This window comes from Pseudomonas sp. BO3-4, from assembly GCF_034044115.1.
Lineage (GTDB): Bacteria > Pseudomonadota > Gammaproteobacteria > Pseudomonadales > Pseudomonadaceae > Aquipseudomonas > Aquipseudomonas alloputida.
Genome location: NZ_CP139018.1, coordinates 5,998,125 through 6,017,195, shown reverse-complemented (window position 1 = coordinate 6,017,195; position 19,071 = coordinate 5,998,125). Strand labels below are relative to the sequence as shown.

The following is a 19,071-nucleotide window of genomic DNA, read 5'->3' as shown; positions in this document are numbered from 1 at the left end:
GTGGTCCGATCATCGGCGGATTCGCGAACAGAGCATAGCCCCAGGAAGGAGTTTCCATGTCCCTCAGCGAAAAACACAAAATGCTCACCGGCCAGCTCTACCATGCTGGCTGCCCTGAACTGCAGGCCGAGCAGATCGCCAACAAGCACTGGATGCACCGCTACAACAACAGTGTCGAACTGCTCAACGACGCACGCCACGGGCTGCTTGTGGAGCACTTTGGCCAGGTTGGCGAAGGCGCGGTGATTCGCCCGCCGTTCTATTGCGACTACGGCTACAACATCAGCGTTGGCCGTAATACGTTCATGAACTTCAACTGCGTGATCCTCGACGTGGTACCGGTGCGTATCGGCGAGGACTGCCAGATCGGCCCCAACGTGCAGATCTATACCGCCGACCATCCGCTCGATCCTGAAGTGCGGCGCAGCGGGCTGGAGAGTGGGCGGCCGGTGACCATCGGCGACAACGTGTGGATCGGCGGTGCGGCGATCATCCTGCCGGGGGTGACCATCGGTGATAACGCCATCGTCGGCGCCGGCAGTGTGGTGACCCGGGATGTGCCCGCGGGCGCGACGGTGGTGGGTAACCCGGCGAGGGGCCGTCAGCCCGACCAAGGGCAGTAGCAGCCTACCGCCAGGGTATTGGAGGCGTTGACCTGGCGGCCGTCGAGCAAAGCCTTGAGGATTGGCTCGATGAAGCTGTTGCTGGCGTTGCACACGGCGCCTTCGCTGTAGGGGCCAAAATAAGCCAGGCGGCCTTGCCGGTCCCAGATGGCCACGGCCGGGGACGCAGGCAGGTGCTCGCTGCCGGGCAGGTGGGTGATGGGGTGCAAGCCACCGATATTGGCCGGTAGCTGGCCGTGGCTGCCGGGCTTTTGCAGCACATGGAAGGTAACGTCGTGGCCAGCGAACTGGCTGATAAGGTCGCCCAGGTGCTGTCGGTTGCCAACGTTGCATGGGCAGGCCGGGTCCCAGAAATGCACGACGCGGATCGGGCCAGCACCGGCCAGCTCGGCAGGTAACTGTAACTGGCTGCCGTCGAACAGCGTGGCCTGGTTGTCGAACGGACGCAGGTAGCGAGCCTGAAAGGCGCTGTAGGCCTGCCAGAGAATTACGGCGCCGACCAACAAGGCGATGACCGTGCACAGCGGTTTGATGATTCGGCTATTCATGAAGAGTCGGTGGCCCTTGTGGGAGCAACTGTCTTGCTCAATTTCTAAAAGCTGGCGCGATCCCTGTGGGAGCGGCCTTGCGTCGCGAAAGGGCCGCGCAGCGGCCCCAGGATCTCGGCATCATGCACAGATCGCTGGGGCCGCTTTGCGGCCCGCTCGCGACACAAGGCCGCTCCCACAATTAGTTCGGTGCTGGTTGTTCGAGGTGAGCAAGCTTGCCATGGCGCCGGCCAGAGCTGAAGATTCCAGATCAATACTTGCATCAATGTGGATGTACCCGATGCCCCCTGCCTTTCACCCCGACCGCCTGCGCACCAGCCTGGCGCCGTTCACCACTCGCCAGCCACTGTCGGCACAAGCGCAGGACTACCAGCGCTTCTATGGCCTGAACCTGCCGGCACACAGCTGGCTGGGCAGCTTTCAGGCAGCGGGGTTCGACCTGGTCGGGCAGGCATGGCTGCCCGAGCAGCCAAGCGCGACGCTGTTCCTGCTGCACGGCTATTACGACCACATGGGCCTCTACCGACATGTGATCGAGTGGGCACTCAAGCAGGGTTTCGCCGTGATCAGCTGTGACCTGCCCGGCCACGGCCTGTCCAGCGGTGAGCGGGCCAGCATCAATGATTTTGCGGTGTACCAGCAGGTGCTGGAGGCCTTGTTCGAACAGGCGCACACGCTGCAACTGCCGCACCCGTGGCACCTTTGTGGGCAGAGCACGGGGGGGGCGATTGCCGTGGACCATCTGCTGCACCAGGGCGCACGCAGCCCCGTCGATGGCCAGGTCATCCTGCTGGCCCCGCTGGTGCGGCCAAGTTCCTGGCGCTGGTCGAAGTTCAGTTATTGCGTGCTGCGCCACTTCGTCAATGGCATCGAACGGCGCTTCAGTGAGAACACCAACGACCCGGCCTTCCTGCCGTTCCTGGAGGCCGACCCGCTGCAACCGCGTCGCCTGCCAACGGCTTGGGTGGGCGCACTGATCGCCTGGGTCAAACGCATCGAGGCCGCGCCGCGCAGTGCGCGTCGGCCATTGATCGTGCAGGGGGAGGCGGATGGCACGGTGGACTGGCCCTACAACCTCGAAGTGCTCAAGGCCAAGTTTGCCGAGCCGCAGATCCTGATGCTGCCCGAGGCCCGTCACCACCTGGCCAACGAGTTGCCGGGTATCCGCCAGCGCTACTTCGACTTCATCGACCAGCGCCTGGGCTGATCACTTCAGGTCGTTGGTGCTTTGGCCAACCGCCAGGCCGGCGCGTACAGCGGCCAGGGCCGCCTGGTAGTAAGCCTTGCCCTCGGGCGACTCGGCAAAGGTGGCGAACGCTTCCAGCTCGGCATCGGACAGGTCGCGGTAGACGTACAGCAGGGTGTTGTTCAGGTCTTCGCCAATCTGCCCCATCAACCGCTGGCGCTGGCCATCCAGCAGGCTCTGGGCCTGGCCGCCGCCGAACAGGCCGGGGATCATCGAGCTGAGGCTGTCGGCGGCTACACCGGCGATGGCAAGGCTCACTTCGGCGCCGGCTTCACGCGCAGGCAGGGCTTGGGCCAGGTGGCCGATGACCAGCAGGCGATCGTCGCTGGCCTGGATCTTGGGCAGGCCTTTGGCGTTCTTGGCCAGTTCGTCCTTGCGGGTGGCCTTGAGCTCGGCCGCCACCACTTTGCGCCCTAGCGGTGACTGGAAGAAGGCCAGGGCCGGTGCCGGGTTGGCCAGGGTGGCGCGCAGCTTTGTCTGGGCGCGACGGTCCACCGCCTGGGCCTGGAAGCGCTGGTTGCTGTTGTTGACCAGCGCCTGGTAGACGGCGGGTGGCAAACTGTTGCGGTAGCGCTCCTGGGCAGCGGTCAGGGCATCGTTGAAGTGGGCGCGCTGGTCGGGCCAGCCGGCGGCCTTGTACAGTTGATCCAGGTTGTCTGCCCAGACAGGCATGGTGCAGATCATCAGCAGAATCAGGGAAAACAGACGGCGCATTCAGGACTCCTGTCGGCAGGTGGCTATTGTCCTTGGCCCGGCGCCGGTTTGTCGAGATACCCGCGTGTTTCTCGGCCAAGTGGCGCTGTGCGGCGACAGGGCGAATGGATATGATGCGCGCCATGCACATATCCCCTGAACACCCGATGCTTGCGGCCGTCGTCGACGATCTGGCCACCCATGGCTGGTCCCAGCAGGCGCACTTTCTGCCTGCCGACCTGGTGCGCGCGCTGGCGGCCGAGTGCCGGCGGCGTGATGCCGAAGGCGAACTGAACCCCGCAGGGGTTGGGCGGGGTGCTACCCAGGAGGTGCGCGAAGCCATTCGCGGTGACCAGATTCAGTGGATCGACCCAGGGCAGGCCGAGGCCTGCGACCAGTACCTGGCGGCGATGGATCAGCTGCGCCTGGCAATCAACCAAGGCCTTTTCCTGGGCCTGGAAGACTTTGAGTGCCACTTTGCCCTGTACCCACCGGGGGCGTTCTATCGCCGGCACCTGGACCGCTTCCGCGACGATGACCGTCGCATGGTCTCAGCGGTGCTTTACCTCAATGAAGGCTGGCAATCGCATGACGGTGGCCAGTTGCGTATGTTCCTGGCCGACGGTGTCGAGCACGATGTCGAGCCAGTGGCCGGTTGCCTGGTGGTATTCCTGTCGGGCGAAGTGCCTCACGAAGTCCTGCCGGCCGGGCGTGAGCGGTTGTCGTTGACCGGCTGGTTCAGGCGGCGTGGCAATGACCCGTTCTGAGAGGCCCAAGGTGCTGGTGAGCGCCTGCCTGTTGGGGCAGCCAGTACGCTATGACGGCCGGGCAAGCGGTCATCCCGATTTGTTGCAGCAGTGGCAGGCCGAAGGGCGCGTGGTGCCTTTGTGCCCGGAGGTAGCCGGTGGCTTGCCGACACCGCGGCCGCCAGCAGAGATCCCGGGAGGGCAGGGCAGCGCAGTGCTCGATGGCGACACGCAGGTGCTGACGGTGACGGGTGAAGATGTCAGTGCCGCGTTTCTGGCGGGTGCGCAGTTGGCGCTGGAGCTGGTACGGCGGCATGGCATTCGCGTAGCGGTGCTGAAGTCTGGCAGCCCTTCGTGTGGCAACCGGTTGACCTATGATGGCACCTTCAGGGGTGTGAAAGTGGCGGGGGAAGGGGTAACCACGGCGCTGCTGCGGCGGGCGGGCGTGCAGGTGTTCAGCGAGCTGGAGCTGGACCAGGCGCAGCGGGCTTTGGCTGATAGAACTGCTTGAACCTGTGCCGGCCCTTTCGCGGGTGAACCCGGTCCTACCACGGTGGTGGACACCCATCGGGGGTTGGACACAGGCCGTCGTGTAGGAGCGGGTTCACCCGCGAAGAGGCCGGCCCTGCTGGCCAATCTCCACCCGCCGTTCACCATTGCCGCCGCGAACGTATTCGCGGCTACAGGTTGCAAAGAAGACCTCACTGCCCGGCTGCAGTCTCCTGCACACCCTTGAACCACTTCTGCTCAAGCTCGGCAGTCCGGCCACTCTCTTTCAAACGCTGCAACGCATTGTTTACGGCACTTTCAAAAGCCGGGTTGTCCTTCTGGAACGGGATTACCAGCTTCTTATCACCAATCGGCAGGCTCACATCGAGCGGGCCGTCGTCTGTGAGCGATTCACTCGATGGGGTGAATGCGATGTCGTACTTGCCACTCTCGACACCCGCCAGCACTTCGGCAGACGGGGCTTCGACGAACTCGGCGCGCAAGTCCAGTTCCTTGGCCAGGGCCTGGCCAAATTCGATGTCGAAACCTGTCAGGTGGTCGTCTTGTTTGAAGGCGTATGGCGAGTTCTCGGCCTGTACGGCAATGCGCAGTTCGCCCCGGTCGGCGATTTCGTCGATCAGCTCTGCCTGAGCCAATGGACTGATCAGTACTGCCAGCAGTACCCCTATGGTCGAACGCATGTATGCCCCTTTTCATTTAGCAGTTTGAAATCGATCGTCACGGCTTTCTTCCTCGCCGTGATCGAGCGCAGCCTATGACCTTCAAGCCTCGGCATTGTTTAACCCTGACTGAAATATTTCTGCCAGGCAATGTGAACACCTTGGCGGATATTTCAACTAAGGTGAACTACCGCCGCGTTTGGATGACAGGCTGCGGTCAATAAGTGAATCACAGGAGAAGTGAATGAACAGCCTATTTTCGCGTGCTGCCGTTGCCGGTCTGCTGATGGGAGCGTCGGTGTTCGCCAGTGCCACTGACGCCCTGAAGAGCCAGGAGCCGCCCAAGGAGGCGAAGGTCTTCATCGTTTCCCCCGCCGATGGTGCAACGGTCGACAAGACCTTCACCGTCAAGTTCGGTATCGAGGGTATGGGCCTCAAGCCTGCGGGAGACCAAACCCCGCACACCGGGCACCACCATCTGCTGGTGGATGTCGACAAAGAGCCGGTGGCTGACATGCCGCTGCCAACCAGCCTGATGCCAGAGGCCGGCGTCGCACTGCCGAAGGGCCCGCAAGTGCTGCACTTTGGCAAGGCACAGACCGAAACCAGCATTACCCTGACCCCGGGCAAGCACACCCTGCAACTGATTCTGGGTGACCAGTATCATGTGCCGTTCAAGCCTAGCGTCGAGTCGAAGAAGATCACGGTTGAAGTGAAATAAAAAAAGGGAGGCCACCAGGGCCTCCCTTTTTCATACCGCCAGCGACCTTAGAACAGGACGCGCGAACGGATGGTGCCTTTGACCTGTTGCAGTTTTTCCTGCGCCAGGTCCGAGTACTCGGCGTCAACGTCGATTACCACGTAACCGACTTTCTCGTTGGTCTGCAGGAACTGACCGGAGATGTTGATACCGTTCTCGGCGAAGACCTTGTTGATCTCGCTGAGCACGCCCGGGATGTTTTCGTGGATGTGCAGCAGACGGTGTTTGCCTGGGTGAGCCGGCAGGGCCACTTCTGGGAAGTTGACCGAGGACACCGAAGTACCGTTGTCGCTGTACTTGACCAGTTTCTCGGCCACTTCCAGGCCGATGTTGGCCTGGGCTTCGGCGGTGGAACCACCGATGTGCGGCGTCAGGATCACGTTGTCGAGGCCGCGCAGCGGGCTTTCGAACTCTTCGTCGTTGGAGCGTGGCTCGACCGGGAACACGTCGATGGCGGCGCCGATCAGGTGCTTGTCCTTGATGGCAGCGGCCAGGTGGTCCAGTTCGACCACGGTGCCACGGGCGGCGTTGATCAGGATCGCGCCCTTCTTCATCGAGCGGATTTCCTTCTCGCCGATCATCCACTGGGTGGAGGGCAGCTCAGGCACGTGCAGCGAGACGATGTCAGCCAGGCCCAGCAGCTCGTTCAGGCTGGTGACCTGCACGGCGTTGCCCAGTGGCAGCTTGGTCAGCGGGTCGAAGAAGTACACCTGCATGCCCATGTTCTCAGCCAGTACCGAAAGCTGGGTACCAATCGAGCCGTAGCCGACGATGCCCAGTTTCTTGCCGCGGATTTCGAACGAGTTGGCCGCGCTCTTGATCCAGCCACCACGGTGGCAGGAGGCGTTCTTCTCAGGGATGCCGCGCAGCAGCAGGATGGCTTCGGCCAGCACCAGCTCGGCCACCGAACGGGTGTTGGAGTACGGTGCGTTGAACACGGCGATACCGCGCGCGCGGGCAGCTTCCAGGTCAACCTGGTTGGTACCGATGCAGAAGCAGCCAACAGCGACCAGTTTCTTGGCGCAGTCGAAGATCTCTTCAGTGAGCTGGGTACGCGAACGGATGCCGATGAAGTGGGCATCGGCGATCTTTTCCTTCAGCTCGGCTTCCGGCAACGAACCAGTGAGGTATTCGATGTTGGTGTAGCCGGCGGCCTTGAGAGTATCGACCGCGTTCTGGTGCACACCTTCAAGAAGAAGGAACCGGATCTTGCTCTTGTCGAGAGAAGTCTTGCTCATCTGCGTAAACCTGTATCCCGGAGATAAATTGGCGAGGGGTGATGCCAGGCGCGAGGGCAGCCTTAGCATGAACAGCGGGAGGGCTATGCTAGCATACGCGACACAATCTGAGCTTATCCCGACAGGTGAAGAGTGCTCAGGGTGACCATGAATAAGTCGAGAGTTCCAGCGATGACCCACCCCGCTGTTATTGAAGAACTGATGACCCTTGTCGACCCTGGCAAGGTCCTGACTGACCCGGTTTCCCTCGAAGCGTATGGCAAGGACTGGACCAAGCATTACCCGCCAGCGCCCAGCGCCATCGTCTTTCCCAAAACGATAGAACAGGTGCAAGCCATTGTGCACTGGGCCAATGCGCACAAGGTGGCGCTGGTGCCCTCTGGCGGGCGCACCGGGCTTTCTGCCGGCGCCGTGGCGGCCAATGGCGAGGTTGTCGTCGCCTTCGACTACATGAACCAGATCCTTGGCTTCAATGCTTTCGACCGTACTGTGGTTTGCCAGCCAGGGGTCGTCACCCGCCAGTTGCAAACCTACGCCGAAGAGCAAGGTCTCTATTACCCGGTGGACTTCGCTTCCAGCGGTTCCAGCCAGATTGGCGGCAATATCGGCACCAATGCCGGCGGGATCAAGGTGATTCGTTACGGTATGACCCGCAACTGGGTGGCCGGGCTGAAAGTGGTCACCGGCAAGGGCGAGTTGCTGGAGCTGAACAAAGACCTGATCAAGAACGCCACCGGCTACGACCTGCGCCAGCTGTTCATTGGTGCCGAGGGTACGCTGGGCTTCGTGGTCGAGGCCACCATGCGCCTGGACCGCGCACCGCGCAACCTCACCGCCATGGTGCTGGGCACACCGGACTTCGACGCTATCATGCCGGTGCTGCACGCCTTCCAGGGCAAGCTGGACCTGACCGCTTTCGAGTTCTTCTCCGACAAGGGGTTGGCCAAGATCCTCGCCCGCGGCGATGTGCCTGCGCCCTTCGCGACGGATTGCCCGTTCTATGCGCTGCTGGAGTTCGAGGCCAGCACTGAAGAGGTTGCCAATGAAGCATTGGCTACCTTCGAGCACTGCGTCGAGCAGGGTTGGGTGCTGGATGGGGTGATGAGCCAGAGCGAAAGCCAGCTGAGAAACCTGTGGAAGCTGCGCGAGTACCTGTCTGAAACCATCTCGCACTGGACACCGTACAAGAACGATATTTCCGTCACCGTCTCGAAAGTGCCTGCGTTCCTGCGCGATATCGATGCCATTGTCTCAGCGCATTACCCGGACTATGAAGTGGTGTGGTACGGCCATATTGGTGACGGCAACCTGCACCTGAACATCCTCAAGCCTGAGCATATGAGCAAGGACGACTTCTTCGCTTCGTGTGCCAAGGTCAACAAGTGGGTGTTCGAGATCGTCGAGCGTTACAACGGGTCGATTTCTGCCGAGCATGGCGTGGGCATGACCAAGCGTGACTACCTGGGCTACAGCCGCTCCCCCGAAGAAATCGCCTGCATGAAGGCAATAAAGGCCGTGTTCGACCCTAACGGCATCATGAATCCGGGTAAGATCTTCGCACCTGAATAAAAAGCAGTATCCAGAAGGAGTCGGCCATGAGTTACCAGCACCAGTACGTAGACGGCACGCGCATTCACTTCCCGCTGGGCAAGGTGGTGTGCATCGGCCGTAACTATGCCGAGCACGCCAAGGAACTGGACAACCCGATCCCCACCGAGCCGCTGCTGTTCATCAAGCCAGGCAGCTGCGTGGTGCCGGCCGAAGGTGGCTTCAAGATCCCGGCCGAGCGTGGGTCGGTGCACTATGAAGTTGAAATTGCCGTGCTGCTGGGCAAGCCGCTGTCGACCCACCCGAGCGAGGAAGAGGTGCTGGACGCCATTTCCGGTTACGCACCGGCGCTGGACCTGACCCTGCGCGACGTGCAGGCCAAACTGAAGGAAAAGGGCCTGCCTTGGGAGCTGGCCAAGTGCTTTGACGGCGCTTGCGTGCTGCCACCGTTCGTCTCGGCCGCCAGCTTTGAGGACGTGGCAGACATCCCGGTGCGCCTGACCGTGAACGGCGAAGTGCGCCAGGAGGGTAGCAGCGCGATGATGCTGAACCCGATCGTGCCGATGATCCAGTACATGGCAGCGCATTTCTCGCTACAAGCGGGGGATGTAATCCTCACCGGTACCCCGGCGGGTGTTGGGCCGTTCAATGTCGGTGACGAGCTGGTGCTGGAACTGCCGGGTGTGAGCCGCTTCGAAAGCCGGGTGCTTTAACTCGAAACCGCGTCGCCTTTTTCGCGGGTAAACCCGCTCCTACAGGGATTGCAGCACCTTGGGAGCGGGCATGCCCGCGAATGGGCCGGCACTGTTTACCGATTTTTCACACCCAATCCGGATAATGCGCGCACCTACGCCCATTTCCCCAGGATCACCGCATGCCATCCTCCTCCAGCGCCCCGGCAACTCCCAAGCGTCGCTTCTACCTGCGCTGGCCCTTCGGCCTGGCCGTGGCGGCGGTGATCGGCTATGGCGTGGCCGTGGCCATGCACTGGGATGACCGCGGTGCACTGTGGGTAAAAGAAGGCTTCGAAAGCACCGCCGAGCGCAGCGAAAGCGTGTGGCTGCCGGATTACCAGGTGGACATCGACGCCAAGCCGTTGCCAGGCATGGAGGATGACGAAGCCTCGGACGTTGCCTTCAACCCGCAAACCCGCACCCTGTTTGCGGTCATGGGCAAGAACCCGATCCTGGTCGAGCTGAGCCTGGAGGGCGATGTACTGCGCAAGATCCCGCTCAACGGCTGGAACAACCCCGAAGGCATCGCGGTGCTGGAAGACGGCAACCTGGCCATCACCGACGAGCGCCTGCATGACCTGACCGTGGTCAAGGTGAACGCGCAGACCACCGCGCTGAATCACGATGACTTCCCGAGCCATGACCTGGGCCCTTCGGCCAAGAGCAACAAGGGCTTCGAGGCCATCGCCTGGGACCCGCTGCGCCAGCGCCTGATCATTGGTGAGGAGCGCCCGCCCAAGCTGTACACCTGGAACACCGATGGCCGCAGCCCGCTCAAGGGTGAGAAGCAGCCGTTGCCTAGCGATGAGCTCGACTTGCGCAACCTGTCTGCGCTGGGTGTCGACCCGCGTACTGGCCACCTGCTGGTGCTTTCTGCCGACTCCAACATGCTGCTGGAGCTGGACGAGCAGGGCCAGCAAGTCAGCTTCATGACGCTGCTGGGCGGCTTCAACGGGCTTGAAGGCACCATTCCGCGGGCTGAAGGGGTGGCCATGGACGACAAGGGCACCTTGTACATGGTCAGCGAGCCGGCGCTTTTCTATCGATTCAAAAAGAACTGACAACATCATCAGAATTGCCTGACGCTTGCATTAAGCTTTGCTTCAGCCATTCATGATTAGATTCGCCACCCCTGTGTCGAGTCTGTCCCTATGCGTCGTTTTGTTCGCCTGTTTCTTGTTCTGGCTGCCCTTGGTCTGCTCCTGCTTGGCTGGGCAGGGCAGGAGTTTCGCCTGTTCGAGCGTGGCTGGTTCAATCTGAAGACCTGGTGGCAGCCTGCGGAGCGCAGCATTGGCCTGGATCGCTACCGGGTGGTGCTGGAGGCGCAACCGATCGAAGGGCTGGATGATGACATTTCGGCGCTGACCTACGACCCCGACCGCAAAACCCTCTTCACGGTCACCAACGCCCGTTCGGAGCTGATCGAGCTGTCGCTGGATGGCCGTATCCTGCGGCGTGTGCCGCTGACTGGCTTCGGCGACCCGGAGGCTGTGGAGTACGTTGGGCCTAACAGCTATGTGATCACCGACGAGCGTCAGCAACGGCTGATTCGCGTACGGCTGGAAGACGACACGATGTTTCTCGATGCCGCTGATGCCGAACAGCTGACATTGGGTATTGGTCTCAATGGCAACAAAGGCTTCGAGGGCCTGGCCTACGATTCGGCGGGCAAGCGCCTGTTCGTGGCGAAAGAGCGTGACCCGATGCTGATCTATGAGGTGCATGGCTTCCCGCATGACAATCCGGAAAAGCCCTACGCCGTGCATGTGGTGCAGGACCGCAAGCGCGATTCACGGTTGTTTGTACGGGATTTGTCGAGTTTGCAGTTCGATGAACGCAGCGGGCATTTGCTGGCATTGTCGGACGAGTCGCGGTTGGTGCTGGAGCTGGATGTACAGGGCCAGCCGCTGAGTACCTTGTCGTTGCGCAAGGGCTTCCAGGGGTTGCAGGCGACGGTGCCGCAGGCGGAGGGCATTGCGATGGATGACGCGGGGACCATTTACCTGGTCAGTGAGCCCAACCTGTTCTATGTGTTCAAGCAGCCGACTGATTGATCGCCTGTCAGGGCCTGTTCGCGGGTAAACCCGCTCCTACAGGGATCGCCACGGTTCCAGGCCGGTGGGGTACCTTGTAGGAGCGGGTTTACCCGCGAAGATTGTTACTCGGCTTTGAGGCTCTTAACGCCCTCAGCAGTGCCCAATAACAGCAGATCCGCCGGCCGCGCCGCGAACAGGCCGTTGGTCACCACGCCGACGATGGCGTTGATCTGCGCTTCCAGCTCCACCGGGTTGGTGATCTGCAGGTTGTACACATCCAGGATCACGTTGCCGTTGTCGGTGACCACGCCTTCACGGTACACCGGGTCACCACCCAGCTTCACCAGCTGACGTGCCACGTGGCTGCGGGCCATGGGGATCACTTCGACCGGCAGCGGGAAGGCCCCCAGTACCGGCACCAGCTTGCTGCCGTCGGCGATGCAGATGAAGGTCTTGGCCACGGCCGCGACGATCTTTTCGCGGGTCAGGGCTGCGCCGCCGCCCTTGATCAGGTGCAGGTGTGCGTCGCTCTCGTCAGCACCGTCCACGTAAAACTCAAGCTCGCTGACGCTGTTCAGTTCGTAGACCGGGATGCCATGGCCCTTCAGGCGCTGGGCAGTGGCTTCGGAGCTGGCGACTGCACCGTCGAACGCGGTCTTGTGCTGAGCCAGGGCATCGATGAAGAAGTTGGCGGTCGAACCGGTACCGACGCCTACGACGCTCTTTTCATCCAGCTTGGGCAGAATGAAGTCGACAGCGGCCTGGGCGACGGCCTGTTTGAGTTGGTCCTGGGTCATGCGGGCTCCGGAAGGGGCAGGGCGGTTTCAAAGTTGCCTAGTATAACGGCTCGCACGGCTTTGCTGTGGTCGCCCGACGTAGCGCTAGGGTAGACTCCCAGCCCTCGTCCCGCGGCCCAGTGATGCTTTCCCGATGCTCGAACAGTACGTCAAGAAGATCCTCACCTCGCGCGTCTATGACGTTGCCGTCGAAACCCCGTTGCAGAGCGCCGGGCAGCTGAGCAAGCGCCTGGGCAACCAGATTTTGCTCAAGCGCGAAGACCTGCAGCCAGTGTTCTCGTTCAAGATCCGCGGCGCGTATAACAAGCTGGCCCAGCTGAGCCCGGAAGAACTGGCCCGTGGCGTGGTCACCGCCTCGGCCGGCAACCACGCCCAAGGCCTGGCCCTGGCCGCGCGCGAAATGGGCATCAAGGCCACCATCGTGATGCCCAAGACTACTCCGGAGATCAAGGTCGAAGGCGTGCGCTCGCGCGGTGGCAAGGTGGTGCTGCATGGCGATTCGTTCCCTGAAGCGCTGGCCTACTCGCTGAAACTGGTCGATGAAAAGGGCTTCGTCTACGTTCACCCTTACGACGATCCGCACACCATCGCCGGGCAGGGCACCGTCGCCATGGAAATCCTGCGCCAACACCCTGGCCAGCTGGATGCGATCTTCGTGCCGGTGGGCGGTGGCGGCCTGATCGCTGGCATTGCTGCCTACGTGAAGTACCTGCGCCCGGAAATCAAGGTAATCGGTGTCGAGCCGGACGATTCCAATTGCCTGCAGGCGGCCATGGCTGCCGGTGAGCGCGTGGTGCTGCCGCAGGTCGGGCTGTTCGCCGATGGCGTGGCGGTGGCGCAGATTGGCCAGCACACGTTCGATATCTGCCGCCACCATGTGGACGAAGTCGTCACTGTCAGTACCGATGAGATCTGTGCAGCAATCAAGGATATCTACGACGATACCCGCTCGATCACCGAGCCTGCTGGCGCGCTGGGTGTGGCGGGCATCAAGAAGTACGTCGAGCTATACGGCGTCAGCGGCCAGACCCTGGTGGCCATCGACTCCGGTGCCAACGTCAATTTCGATCGCCTGCGCCATGTGGCCGAGCGTGCCGAGCTGGGTGAGAAGCGCGAGGCGATCATCGCCGTGACCATCCCTGAGCGCCCGGGTAGCTTCAAGGCCTTCTGCGAGGCTATCGGCAAGCGTCAGATCACCGAGTTCAACTACCGCAAGCACACCTCTGACGAAGCGCATATCTTCGTTGGGGTGCAGACCCACCCGGAAAACGACCCCCGCGCAGCGCTGGTGCAGCAACTGACCGAGCAGGGCTTCCCGGTTACCGATCTGACCGACAACGAACTGGCCAAGCTGCATATTCGTCATATGGTCGGCGGCCACTCGGCCGGTGCCAGCGACGAAATGGTGCTGCGCTTCGAATTCCCCGAGCGGCCGGGGGCGCTGTTCAACTTCCTCAACAAGCTGGGCGGGCGCTGGAACATCTCGATGTTCCACTACCGCAACCATGGCGCGGCTGATGGGCGCGTGGTGGCGGGTCTGCAGGTGCCGGAGGACGAACGTCACCTGGTGCCGGCAGCGCTGGCCAAGATCGGTTACCCGTACTGGGACGAGACCGAAAACCCGGCCTACAAACTGTTCCTGGGCTGAGCGGCTAAGCTAGGGCTGATGGCCCGTTCGCGGGCTTGCCCGCTCCCACAGGTACGCGCAGGCCTCAAGGCCTGAGATACCTTGGCAGGAGCGGGTAAGCCCGCGAAGAAGCGACCGCAAAATGCCCGTTTAAGGACGACCGAGACATGGAACACCTGACCACGCTCAAGACCCTGCACATCATCGCCACCGCGCTGCTGCTTCTGGGCGCCCTGGGCCTGGCGATCTGGACCTGGCGCGCCCGCCGCCAGGGCGATGCCGAGGCCTACGCCAAGCTGCTGCGCCGGCCATTGGTGTTCGTCTGGCTGGTGATGGGCCTGTGCCTGGTGAGCATGCCGTTCACCGGCTGGTGGCTGGTACACCTGGTGGGCTGGCCACTGGGGCAGACCTGGGTGTTGGCATCCAGTGTCATCTATACATTTGGCGCGTTTGCCGTGTGGTGGCTGCTGGTGCGGCTGAACCGGCTGCGCAAGGCCGAGGTGGTAGGGTTGCGGTTTACCCTGGCGCTGGCGGTATTCAGTGGGGTTTGCTTCCTGTCCATTGCCGGGCTGATGGGGGCCAAGCCGGTCTGACAGCCTTGTGCTGATTGTGCCGGCCTATTCGCGGGTGAACCCGCTCCTACAGGTACAGCGCAGCCCTCAAGGCCTGTGGTGATTCCTGTGGGAGCGGGCGTGCCCGCGAAAAGACCGGCACGGAAAACCTCAATCCCGCAGCGAGATCACCGGCCACCCACGCTTATCCGCCTCGGCCCGCAGGTCCGGGGCCGGGTCCACTGCCACTGCATGCGTCACCCGCTGCAACAACGGCAGGTCATTCATCGAGTCGCTATAGAAGTAGCTGTCCTCAAGATCAAAGCCGTTCTCCAGCATCCAGCGTTCCAGCCGCGTCACTTTGCCTTCACGGAAACACGGTATATCGGTACTACGCCCGGTGTAGCGGCCGTCGCGCACCTCGCATTCGGTTGCCAGCAACACCCGCACCCCCAGGCGCCGGGCGATCGGTGCGGTGACGAAGCGGTTGGTAGCGGTGATGATCACCAGCTGGTCGCCCGCCTCGCGGTGCTGCTGCAGCAGGGTCAGGGCCTTGGGCAGGACGAGGGGCTCGATGCAGTCGCGCATGAAGTCGCGGTGCCATTCGTCGAGCTGGGGCATGGGTGTTGCCGCCAGGATTTCCATTGAAAAGGCCAGGTAGGCCTGCAGGTCCAGGGTGCCATTGAGGTAATCCTGGTAGAAGCTGTCGTTGCGTTGCTTGTAGGCGACCGGGTCGAGAATGCCGCGCTCGCAAAGATAGTCACCCCAGGCATGGTCGCTGTCGCCACCGAGGAGGGTATTGTCCAGGTCGAATAAAGCCAGGCGCATCGCGGTCACTCGCATCAGCCACAGGGTAGGCCCGCAGAATACGGAGTTTTCACGCAGCTGCACATAAGCTTGGCGGGCGCGTTGCTGCGCTCGCAAGCTTTGTGGAACAATGCGTTGACATGCGTTTGCGAGGTTGCTGCCGTGATCGACCCGGATGGTTTTCGCCCCAATGTCGGGATCATTCTCACGAATGATGCCGGGCAGGTGCTATGGGCTCGACGGATCAACCAGGATGCCTGGCAATTCCCCCAGGGTGGTATCAACCCTGACGAGACGCCGGAAGACGCCCTGTACCGCGAGCTGAACGAAGAAGTTGGCCTTGAACGCGACGATGTAGAAATTCTTGCCTGCACCCGTGGCTGGTTGCGTTATCGTTTACCCCAGCGATTGGTACGTACCCACAGCCAGCCGCTGTGCATCGGCCAGAAGCAGAAGTGGTTCCTGCTGCGCCTGGTGAGCAACGAACAACGGGTGCGGATGGACCTGACCGGCAAGCCGGAATTCGACGGCTGGCGCTGGGTGAGCTATTGGTATCCGCTGGGCCAGGTTGTGACATTCAAGCGCGAGGTGTACCGGCGCGCCCTGAAAGAGCTAGCACCGCGTCTGTTGACGCGCGACTGACGACGGAGTTCGACCCCGAGCCATGCTCAATACGCTGCGCAAGATCGTCCAGGAAGTAAACTCCGCCAAAGATCTCAAGTCGGCGTTGGGGATCATTGTCTTGCGCGTCAAGGAAGCCATGGGCAGCCAGGTCTGCTCGGTCTACCTGCTCGACCCGGAAACCAACCGCTTCGTGCTGATGGCGACCGAAGGCCTGAACAAGCGCTCCATCGGCAAGGTCAGCATGGCCCCCAACGAAGGCCTGGTTGGCCTGGTCGGTACCCGGGAAGAGCCGCTGAACCTGGAAAACGCCGCCGACCACCCGCGTTACCGCTACTTTGCCGAAACCGGCGAAGAGAAATTCGCCTCCTTCCTGGGTGCGCCGATCATCCACCACCGCCGTGTGGTCGGGGTACTGGTCATCCAGCAAAAGGAGCGCCGTCAGTTCGATGAGGGCGAGGAAGCCTTCCTGGTCACCATGAGCGCCCAGCTTGCCGGGGTTATCGCCCACGCCGAGGCTACCGGCTCGATCCGTGGCCTGGGCCGTCAGGGCAAAGGTATTCAGGAAGCGCGCTTCGTGGGTGTGCCGGGTTCGCCTGGTGCCGCGGTGGGGCGTGCGGTGGTGATGTTGCCGCCGGCCGACCTGGAAGTGGTCCCGGACAAGACCGTCGATGACATCGACGCCGAACTCAAGCTGTTCCAGAACGCCCTGGAAGGTGTGCGCGACGACATGCGCAAGCTGTCGGCCAAACTGGCCACCCAGCTGCGCCCGGAAGAGCGTGCGCTGTTCGACGTCTATCTGATGATGCTGGAAGACGCAGCCCTGGGCGGTGAGGTGACCGAGGTCATCAAGACCGGCCAGTGGGCCCAGGGCGCCCTGCGCCAGGTGGTTGGTGAGCACGTCAACCGCTTCGAGCTGATGGACGACGACTACCTGCGTGAGCGTGCCTCCGACGTCAAGGACCTGGGGCGCCGCCTTTTGGCCTACCTGCAGGAAGCGCGCTCGCAGTCGTTGGTGTATGCCGACAACACCATCCTGGTCAGTGAGGAACTGACACCGGCCATGCTCGGTGAAGTGCCGGAAGGCAAGCTGGTCGGCCTGGTCTCGGTACTCGGCTCGGGCAACTCCCACGTCGCCATCCTCGCGCGGGCCATGGGCATCCCCACGGTGATGGGCCTGGTCGACCTGCCATACTCCAAAGTCGACGGTATTGAACTGATCGTCGACGGCTACAAGGGCGAGGTGTTCACCAACCCCAGCGAAGTGCTGCGCAAGCAGTACAGCGAAGTGGTCGAGGAGGAACGCCAGCTGGCCCAAGGGCTGGATGCACTGCGCGAACTTCCGTGCGTCACCCCCGACGGCCACCGCATGCCCCTGTGGGTCAACACTGGCCTGCTCGCTGACGTGGCCCGTGCCCAGCAGCGCGGTGCCGAAGGGGTAGGCCTGTACCGCACCGAAGTGCCGTTCATGATCAACCAGCGCTTCCCCAGTGAGAAAGAGCAGCTGGCCATCTACCGTGAGCAGCTGGCGGCCTTCCACCCGCTGCCGGTGACCATGCGTACCCTCGACATCGGTGGCGACAAGGCTCTGTCGTACTTCCCCATCAAGGAAGAAAACCCGTTCCTCGGCTGGCGCGGCATTCGCGTCACCCTCGACCACCCGGAAATCTTCCTGGTACAGACCCGCGCCATGCTCAAGGCCAGCGAGGGCCTGAACAACCTGCGCATCCTGCTGCCGATGATTTCCGGCATTCACGAGCTGGAAGAGGCGCTGCACCTGATCCACCGTGCCTGGGGTGAAGTGCGTGACGAAGGTACCGATGTACCGATGCCGCCCGTGGGTGTGATGGTGGAAATTCCGGCGGCGGTGTACCAGACCAAGGAGCTGGCGCGGCAGGTGGACTTCCTGTCGGTAGGCTCCAACGACCTGACCCAGTACCTGTTGGCGGTGGACCGCAACAACCCGCGGGTCGCCGACCTGTACGATTACCTGCACCCGGCGGTACTGCAGGCGCTGAACACGGTGGTGCGCGACGCCCATGGCGAAGGCAAGCCGGTGAGCATCTGCGGCGAGATGGCCGGTGACCCGGCGGCAGCGGTCCTGTTGATGGCCATGGGTTTCGACAGCCTGTCGATGAACGCCACCAACCTGCCGAAGGTCAAGTGGATGCTGCGCCAGATCAATATGGGCAAGGCCAAGGAACTGCTGGCCGAGGCCTTGAGCCATGACAACCCGCAGGTTATCCACAGCTCGCTGCAGCTGGCCCTGAAGAACCTTGGGTTGGCGCGGATGATTGGGCCTGGGGCTAATAAAACCTTGTGAGGGTGATGTGGCCTGTCCCGGCCTCTTCGCGGGTGAACCCGCTCCTACAACGGCCTGGGTCCATCCCCAGATGTGTGTACGTGGTAGGAGCGGGTTTACCCGCGAAGAGGCCCGAACAGACAACATCAAATGTTCAGGCCAACAACTCAATTTCCCCCAAATGCCCGCCAAAAGGCCCGAAACTGCGCTCAACCAGCCGTCTTTGCCCCTGATCATCCACAATGAGCACTGTGCTCGCCCGGGTCCCGTAATTCTGGCTGGCGATGAAGACGCTCGACAGCAACTTCTCGGTTGCCAACCCCACGCCTGTCTCGGGTAGGTCGCCATCAGCCGCGGGCTCGTTATCCGCGAGTAAAGCCAGCAGCCTGTGCGGCTCCGGCGTGTCCAGCAGGTTTTCCAGCCCGTCACGTGCCTTCACCAGCTTCGGCCACGGTGTATCCAGCCCGGCGTTCGAAAGCCCATAAACCCCAGCCTTCAGCAGGCGCGGCGTGGCCTCACGGGCATGCAGATAACCCAGTCGCTGCCCATCACCCACCAGCAAATTGAACCCCGAGTACTGCCCGCTACGGCTGGCCACCTGGTCCAGGTAAGCTTCGACCCCTAGCTCGCCCTGCAGAAACGCCGCCACCAGCTCACCCCGCGAGCGAGGCCCCGGCGCTTGGCCCGGGTCGCGGATGTTGGTCAGCGCGGCAAAGCGCCCCTGTGGGCCTACGCCCAGCCAGGTACCGCCTGCCTCCAGGTCGCGCCCGGCATGCACCCCAGGTGCATCCTCCCAGGCCGCCAGGGGCTGAGTGGGGCGGGCATAGAATTCGTCGCGGTTGGCCGCCACGATCAGCGGCAGGGCGTGCCCCGGCCGCCAGGCAAATACGATCAGGCACATAGGTTGGGCCTCTGTGTTTTTTTGTCACTGTACCCACAGGAACGATGCGGATCCATCCTGACACAGAGTTCACTAGAGCCCCGAGCCCGGCTTCCGTTACCATGCCGGATTGATTTCTAGGGGA

At 62.3% G+C, this 19,071-nt stretch carries 20 protein-coding genes; 13 read left to right on the top strand and 7 right to left on the bottom strand.

The genetic code is table 11. The features are described from left to right. Positions 1-56: 56 nt before the first annotated feature. The gene (locus REH59_RS27470) at positions 57-623 is read left to right on the top strand and encodes a sugar O-acetyltransferase (protein ID WP_014861366.1); all 567 of its coding nucleotides are present in this window, start codon (positions 57-59) and stop codon (positions 621-623) included. Here REH59_RS27470 and REH59_RS27465 read toward each other — a convergent pair. Then, on the bottom strand, positions 602-1,171 hold the full coding sequence (locus REH59_RS27465; protein ID WP_014861367.1) for a DUF6436 domain-containing protein: 570 nt from the start codon (positions 1,169-1,171) through the stop codon (positions 602-604). The two genes, REH59_RS27470 and REH59_RS27465, sit on opposite strands and share 22 nt — an antisense overlap. Positions 1,172-1,451: 280 nt before the next feature. On the opposite strand from REH59_RS27465, the gene REH59_RS27460 reads away from it, so the two are divergent. Next, a complete protein-coding gene (locus REH59_RS27460) occupies positions 1,452-2,378 on the top strand; it encodes an alpha/beta hydrolase (protein WP_047603667.1) in 927 nt (308 codons plus the stop codon). On the opposite strand, the gene REH59_RS27455 is transcribed toward REH59_RS27460, so the two are convergent. Further along, positions 2,379-3,131 (bottom strand): DUF2059 domain-containing protein, encoded by a 753-nt coding sequence (locus REH59_RS27455; RefSeq protein ID WP_014861369.1) that lies wholly within the window; start codon positions 3,129-3,131, stop codon positions 2,379-2,381. A 113-nt stretch (positions 3,132-3,244) separates the two neighbouring features. On the opposite strand from REH59_RS27455, the gene REH59_RS27450 reads away from it, so the two are divergent. Both REH59_RS27450 and REH59_RS27445 read left to right on the top strand, forming a co-directional pair. Further along, positions 3,245-3,877: a 2OG-Fe(II) oxygenase gene (locus tag REH59_RS27450; protein WP_014861370.1), complete on the top strand. Its 633-nt coding sequence runs from the start codon at positions 3,245-3,247 to the stop codon at positions 3,875-3,877. Next, positions 3,864-4,367 (top strand): DUF523 domain-containing protein, encoded by a 504-nt coding sequence (locus tag REH59_RS27445; RefSeq protein WP_128573796.1) that lies wholly within the window; start codon positions 3,864-3,866, stop codon positions 4,365-4,367. The genes REH59_RS27450 and REH59_RS27445 overlap by 14 nt, the downstream gene beginning before the upstream one ends. A gap of 190 nt (positions 4,368-4,557) precedes the next feature. On the opposite strand, the gene REH59_RS27440 is transcribed toward REH59_RS27445, so the two are convergent. Next, positions 4,558-5,046: a transporter substrate-binding domain-containing protein gene (locus REH59_RS27440; RefSeq protein WP_014861372.1), complete on the bottom strand. Its 489-nt coding sequence runs from the start codon at positions 5,044-5,046 to the stop codon at positions 4,558-4,560. 223 nt (positions 5,047-5,269) lie between these two features. On the opposite strand from REH59_RS27440, the gene REH59_RS27435 reads away from it, so the two are divergent. Further along, a complete protein-coding gene (locus REH59_RS27435) occupies positions 5,270-5,746 on the top strand; it encodes a DUF4399 domain-containing protein (protein ID WP_014861373.1) in 477 nt (158 codons plus the stop codon). Between the two features lie 47 nt (positions 5,747-5,793). On the opposite strand, the gene serA is transcribed toward REH59_RS27435, so the two are convergent. Then, the gene (gene serA, locus REH59_RS27430; RefSeq protein WP_003248995.1) at positions 5,794-7,023 is read right to left on the bottom strand and encodes a phosphoglycerate dehydrogenase; all 1,230 of its coding nucleotides are present in this window, start codon (positions 7,021-7,023) and stop codon (positions 5,794-5,796) included. A 171-nt stretch (positions 7,024-7,194) separates the two neighbouring features. On the opposite strand from serA, the gene REH59_RS27425 reads away from it, so the two are divergent. The 4 genes from REH59_RS27425 to REH59_RS27410 all read left to right on the top strand — a co-directional run bounded on the left by REH59_RS27425 (position 7,195) and on the right by REH59_RS27410 (position 11,359). Beyond that, a complete protein-coding gene (locus tag REH59_RS27425; protein WP_003248997.1) occupies positions 7,195-8,592 on the top strand; it encodes an FAD-binding oxidoreductase in 1,398 nt (465 codons plus the stop codon). A gap of 26 nt (positions 8,593-8,618) precedes the next feature. After that, a complete protein-coding gene (locus REH59_RS27420) occupies positions 8,619-9,284 on the top strand; it encodes a fumarylacetoacetate hydrolase family protein (protein ID WP_014861374.1) in 666 nt (221 codons plus the stop codon). A gap of 161 nt (positions 9,285-9,445) precedes the next feature. Then, the gene (locus REH59_RS27415) at positions 9,446-10,366 is read left to right on the top strand and encodes an SdiA-regulated domain-containing protein (RefSeq protein ID WP_014861375.1); all 921 of its coding nucleotides are present in this window, start codon (positions 9,446-9,448) and stop codon (positions 10,364-10,366) included. A gap of 90 nt (positions 10,367-10,456) precedes the next feature. Then, on the top strand, positions 10,457-11,359 hold the full coding sequence (locus REH59_RS27410; protein WP_014861376.1) for an SdiA-regulated domain-containing protein: 903 nt from the start codon (positions 10,457-10,459) through the stop codon (positions 11,357-11,359). A 104-nt stretch (positions 11,360-11,463) separates the two neighbouring features. On the opposite strand, the gene rpiA is transcribed toward REH59_RS27410, so the two are convergent. Next, positions 11,464-12,138 (bottom strand): ribose-5-phosphate isomerase RpiA, encoded by a 675-nt coding sequence (rpiA, locus tag REH59_RS27405; RefSeq protein ID WP_003249004.1) that lies wholly within the window; start codon positions 12,136-12,138, stop codon positions 11,464-11,466. Between the two features lie 133 nt (positions 12,139-12,271). Between rpiA and ilvA the strand changes: the two genes are divergently transcribed. Both ilvA and REH59_RS27395 read left to right on the top strand, forming a co-directional pair. Beyond that, positions 12,272-13,786, top strand: a complete 1,515-nt coding sequence (ilvA, locus tag REH59_RS27400; protein ID WP_003249006.1) for a threonine ammonia-lyase, biosynthetic — start codon at positions 12,272-12,274, stop codon at positions 13,784-13,786. A 146-nt stretch (positions 13,787-13,932) separates the two neighbouring features. Next, positions 13,933-14,358 (top strand): DUF2269 domain-containing protein, encoded by a 426-nt coding sequence (locus tag REH59_RS27395; RefSeq protein ID WP_012054018.1) that lies wholly within the window; start codon positions 13,933-13,935, stop codon positions 14,356-14,358. A gap of 129 nt (positions 14,359-14,487) precedes the next feature. On the opposite strand, the gene REH59_RS27390 is transcribed toward REH59_RS27395, so the two are convergent. Beyond that, entirely contained in the window at positions 14,488-15,144 is a 657-nt protein-coding gene (locus REH59_RS27390; RefSeq protein ID WP_128573938.1) for an HAD family hydrolase, read from the bottom strand. A gap of 141 nt (positions 15,145-15,285) precedes the next feature. On the opposite strand from REH59_RS27390, the gene REH59_RS27385 reads away from it, so the two are divergent. Both REH59_RS27385 and ptsP read left to right on the top strand, forming a co-directional pair. Beyond that, positions 15,286-15,765 carry an RNA pyrophosphohydrolase gene (locus tag REH59_RS27385; protein ID WP_003249017.1) on the top strand — a complete coding sequence of 160 codons (480 nt, stop codon included), beginning with the start codon at positions 15,286-15,288 and terminating at the stop codon, positions 15,763-15,765. Between the two features lie 22 nt (positions 15,766-15,787). Next, the gene (ptsP, locus tag REH59_RS27380; RefSeq protein WP_003249020.1) at positions 15,788-18,067 is read left to right on the top strand and encodes a phosphoenolpyruvate--protein phosphotransferase; all 2,280 of its coding nucleotides are present in this window, start codon (positions 15,788-15,790) and stop codon (positions 18,065-18,067) included. 133 nt (positions 18,068-18,200) lie between these two features. Here ptsP and REH59_RS27375 read toward each other — a convergent pair whose 3' ends face one another. Beyond that, a complete protein-coding gene (locus tag REH59_RS27375) occupies positions 18,201-18,947 on the bottom strand; it encodes an NRDE family protein (RefSeq protein WP_014861378.1) in 747 nt (248 codons plus the stop codon). Between the last annotated feature and the right edge of the window lie 124 nt (positions 18,948-19,071).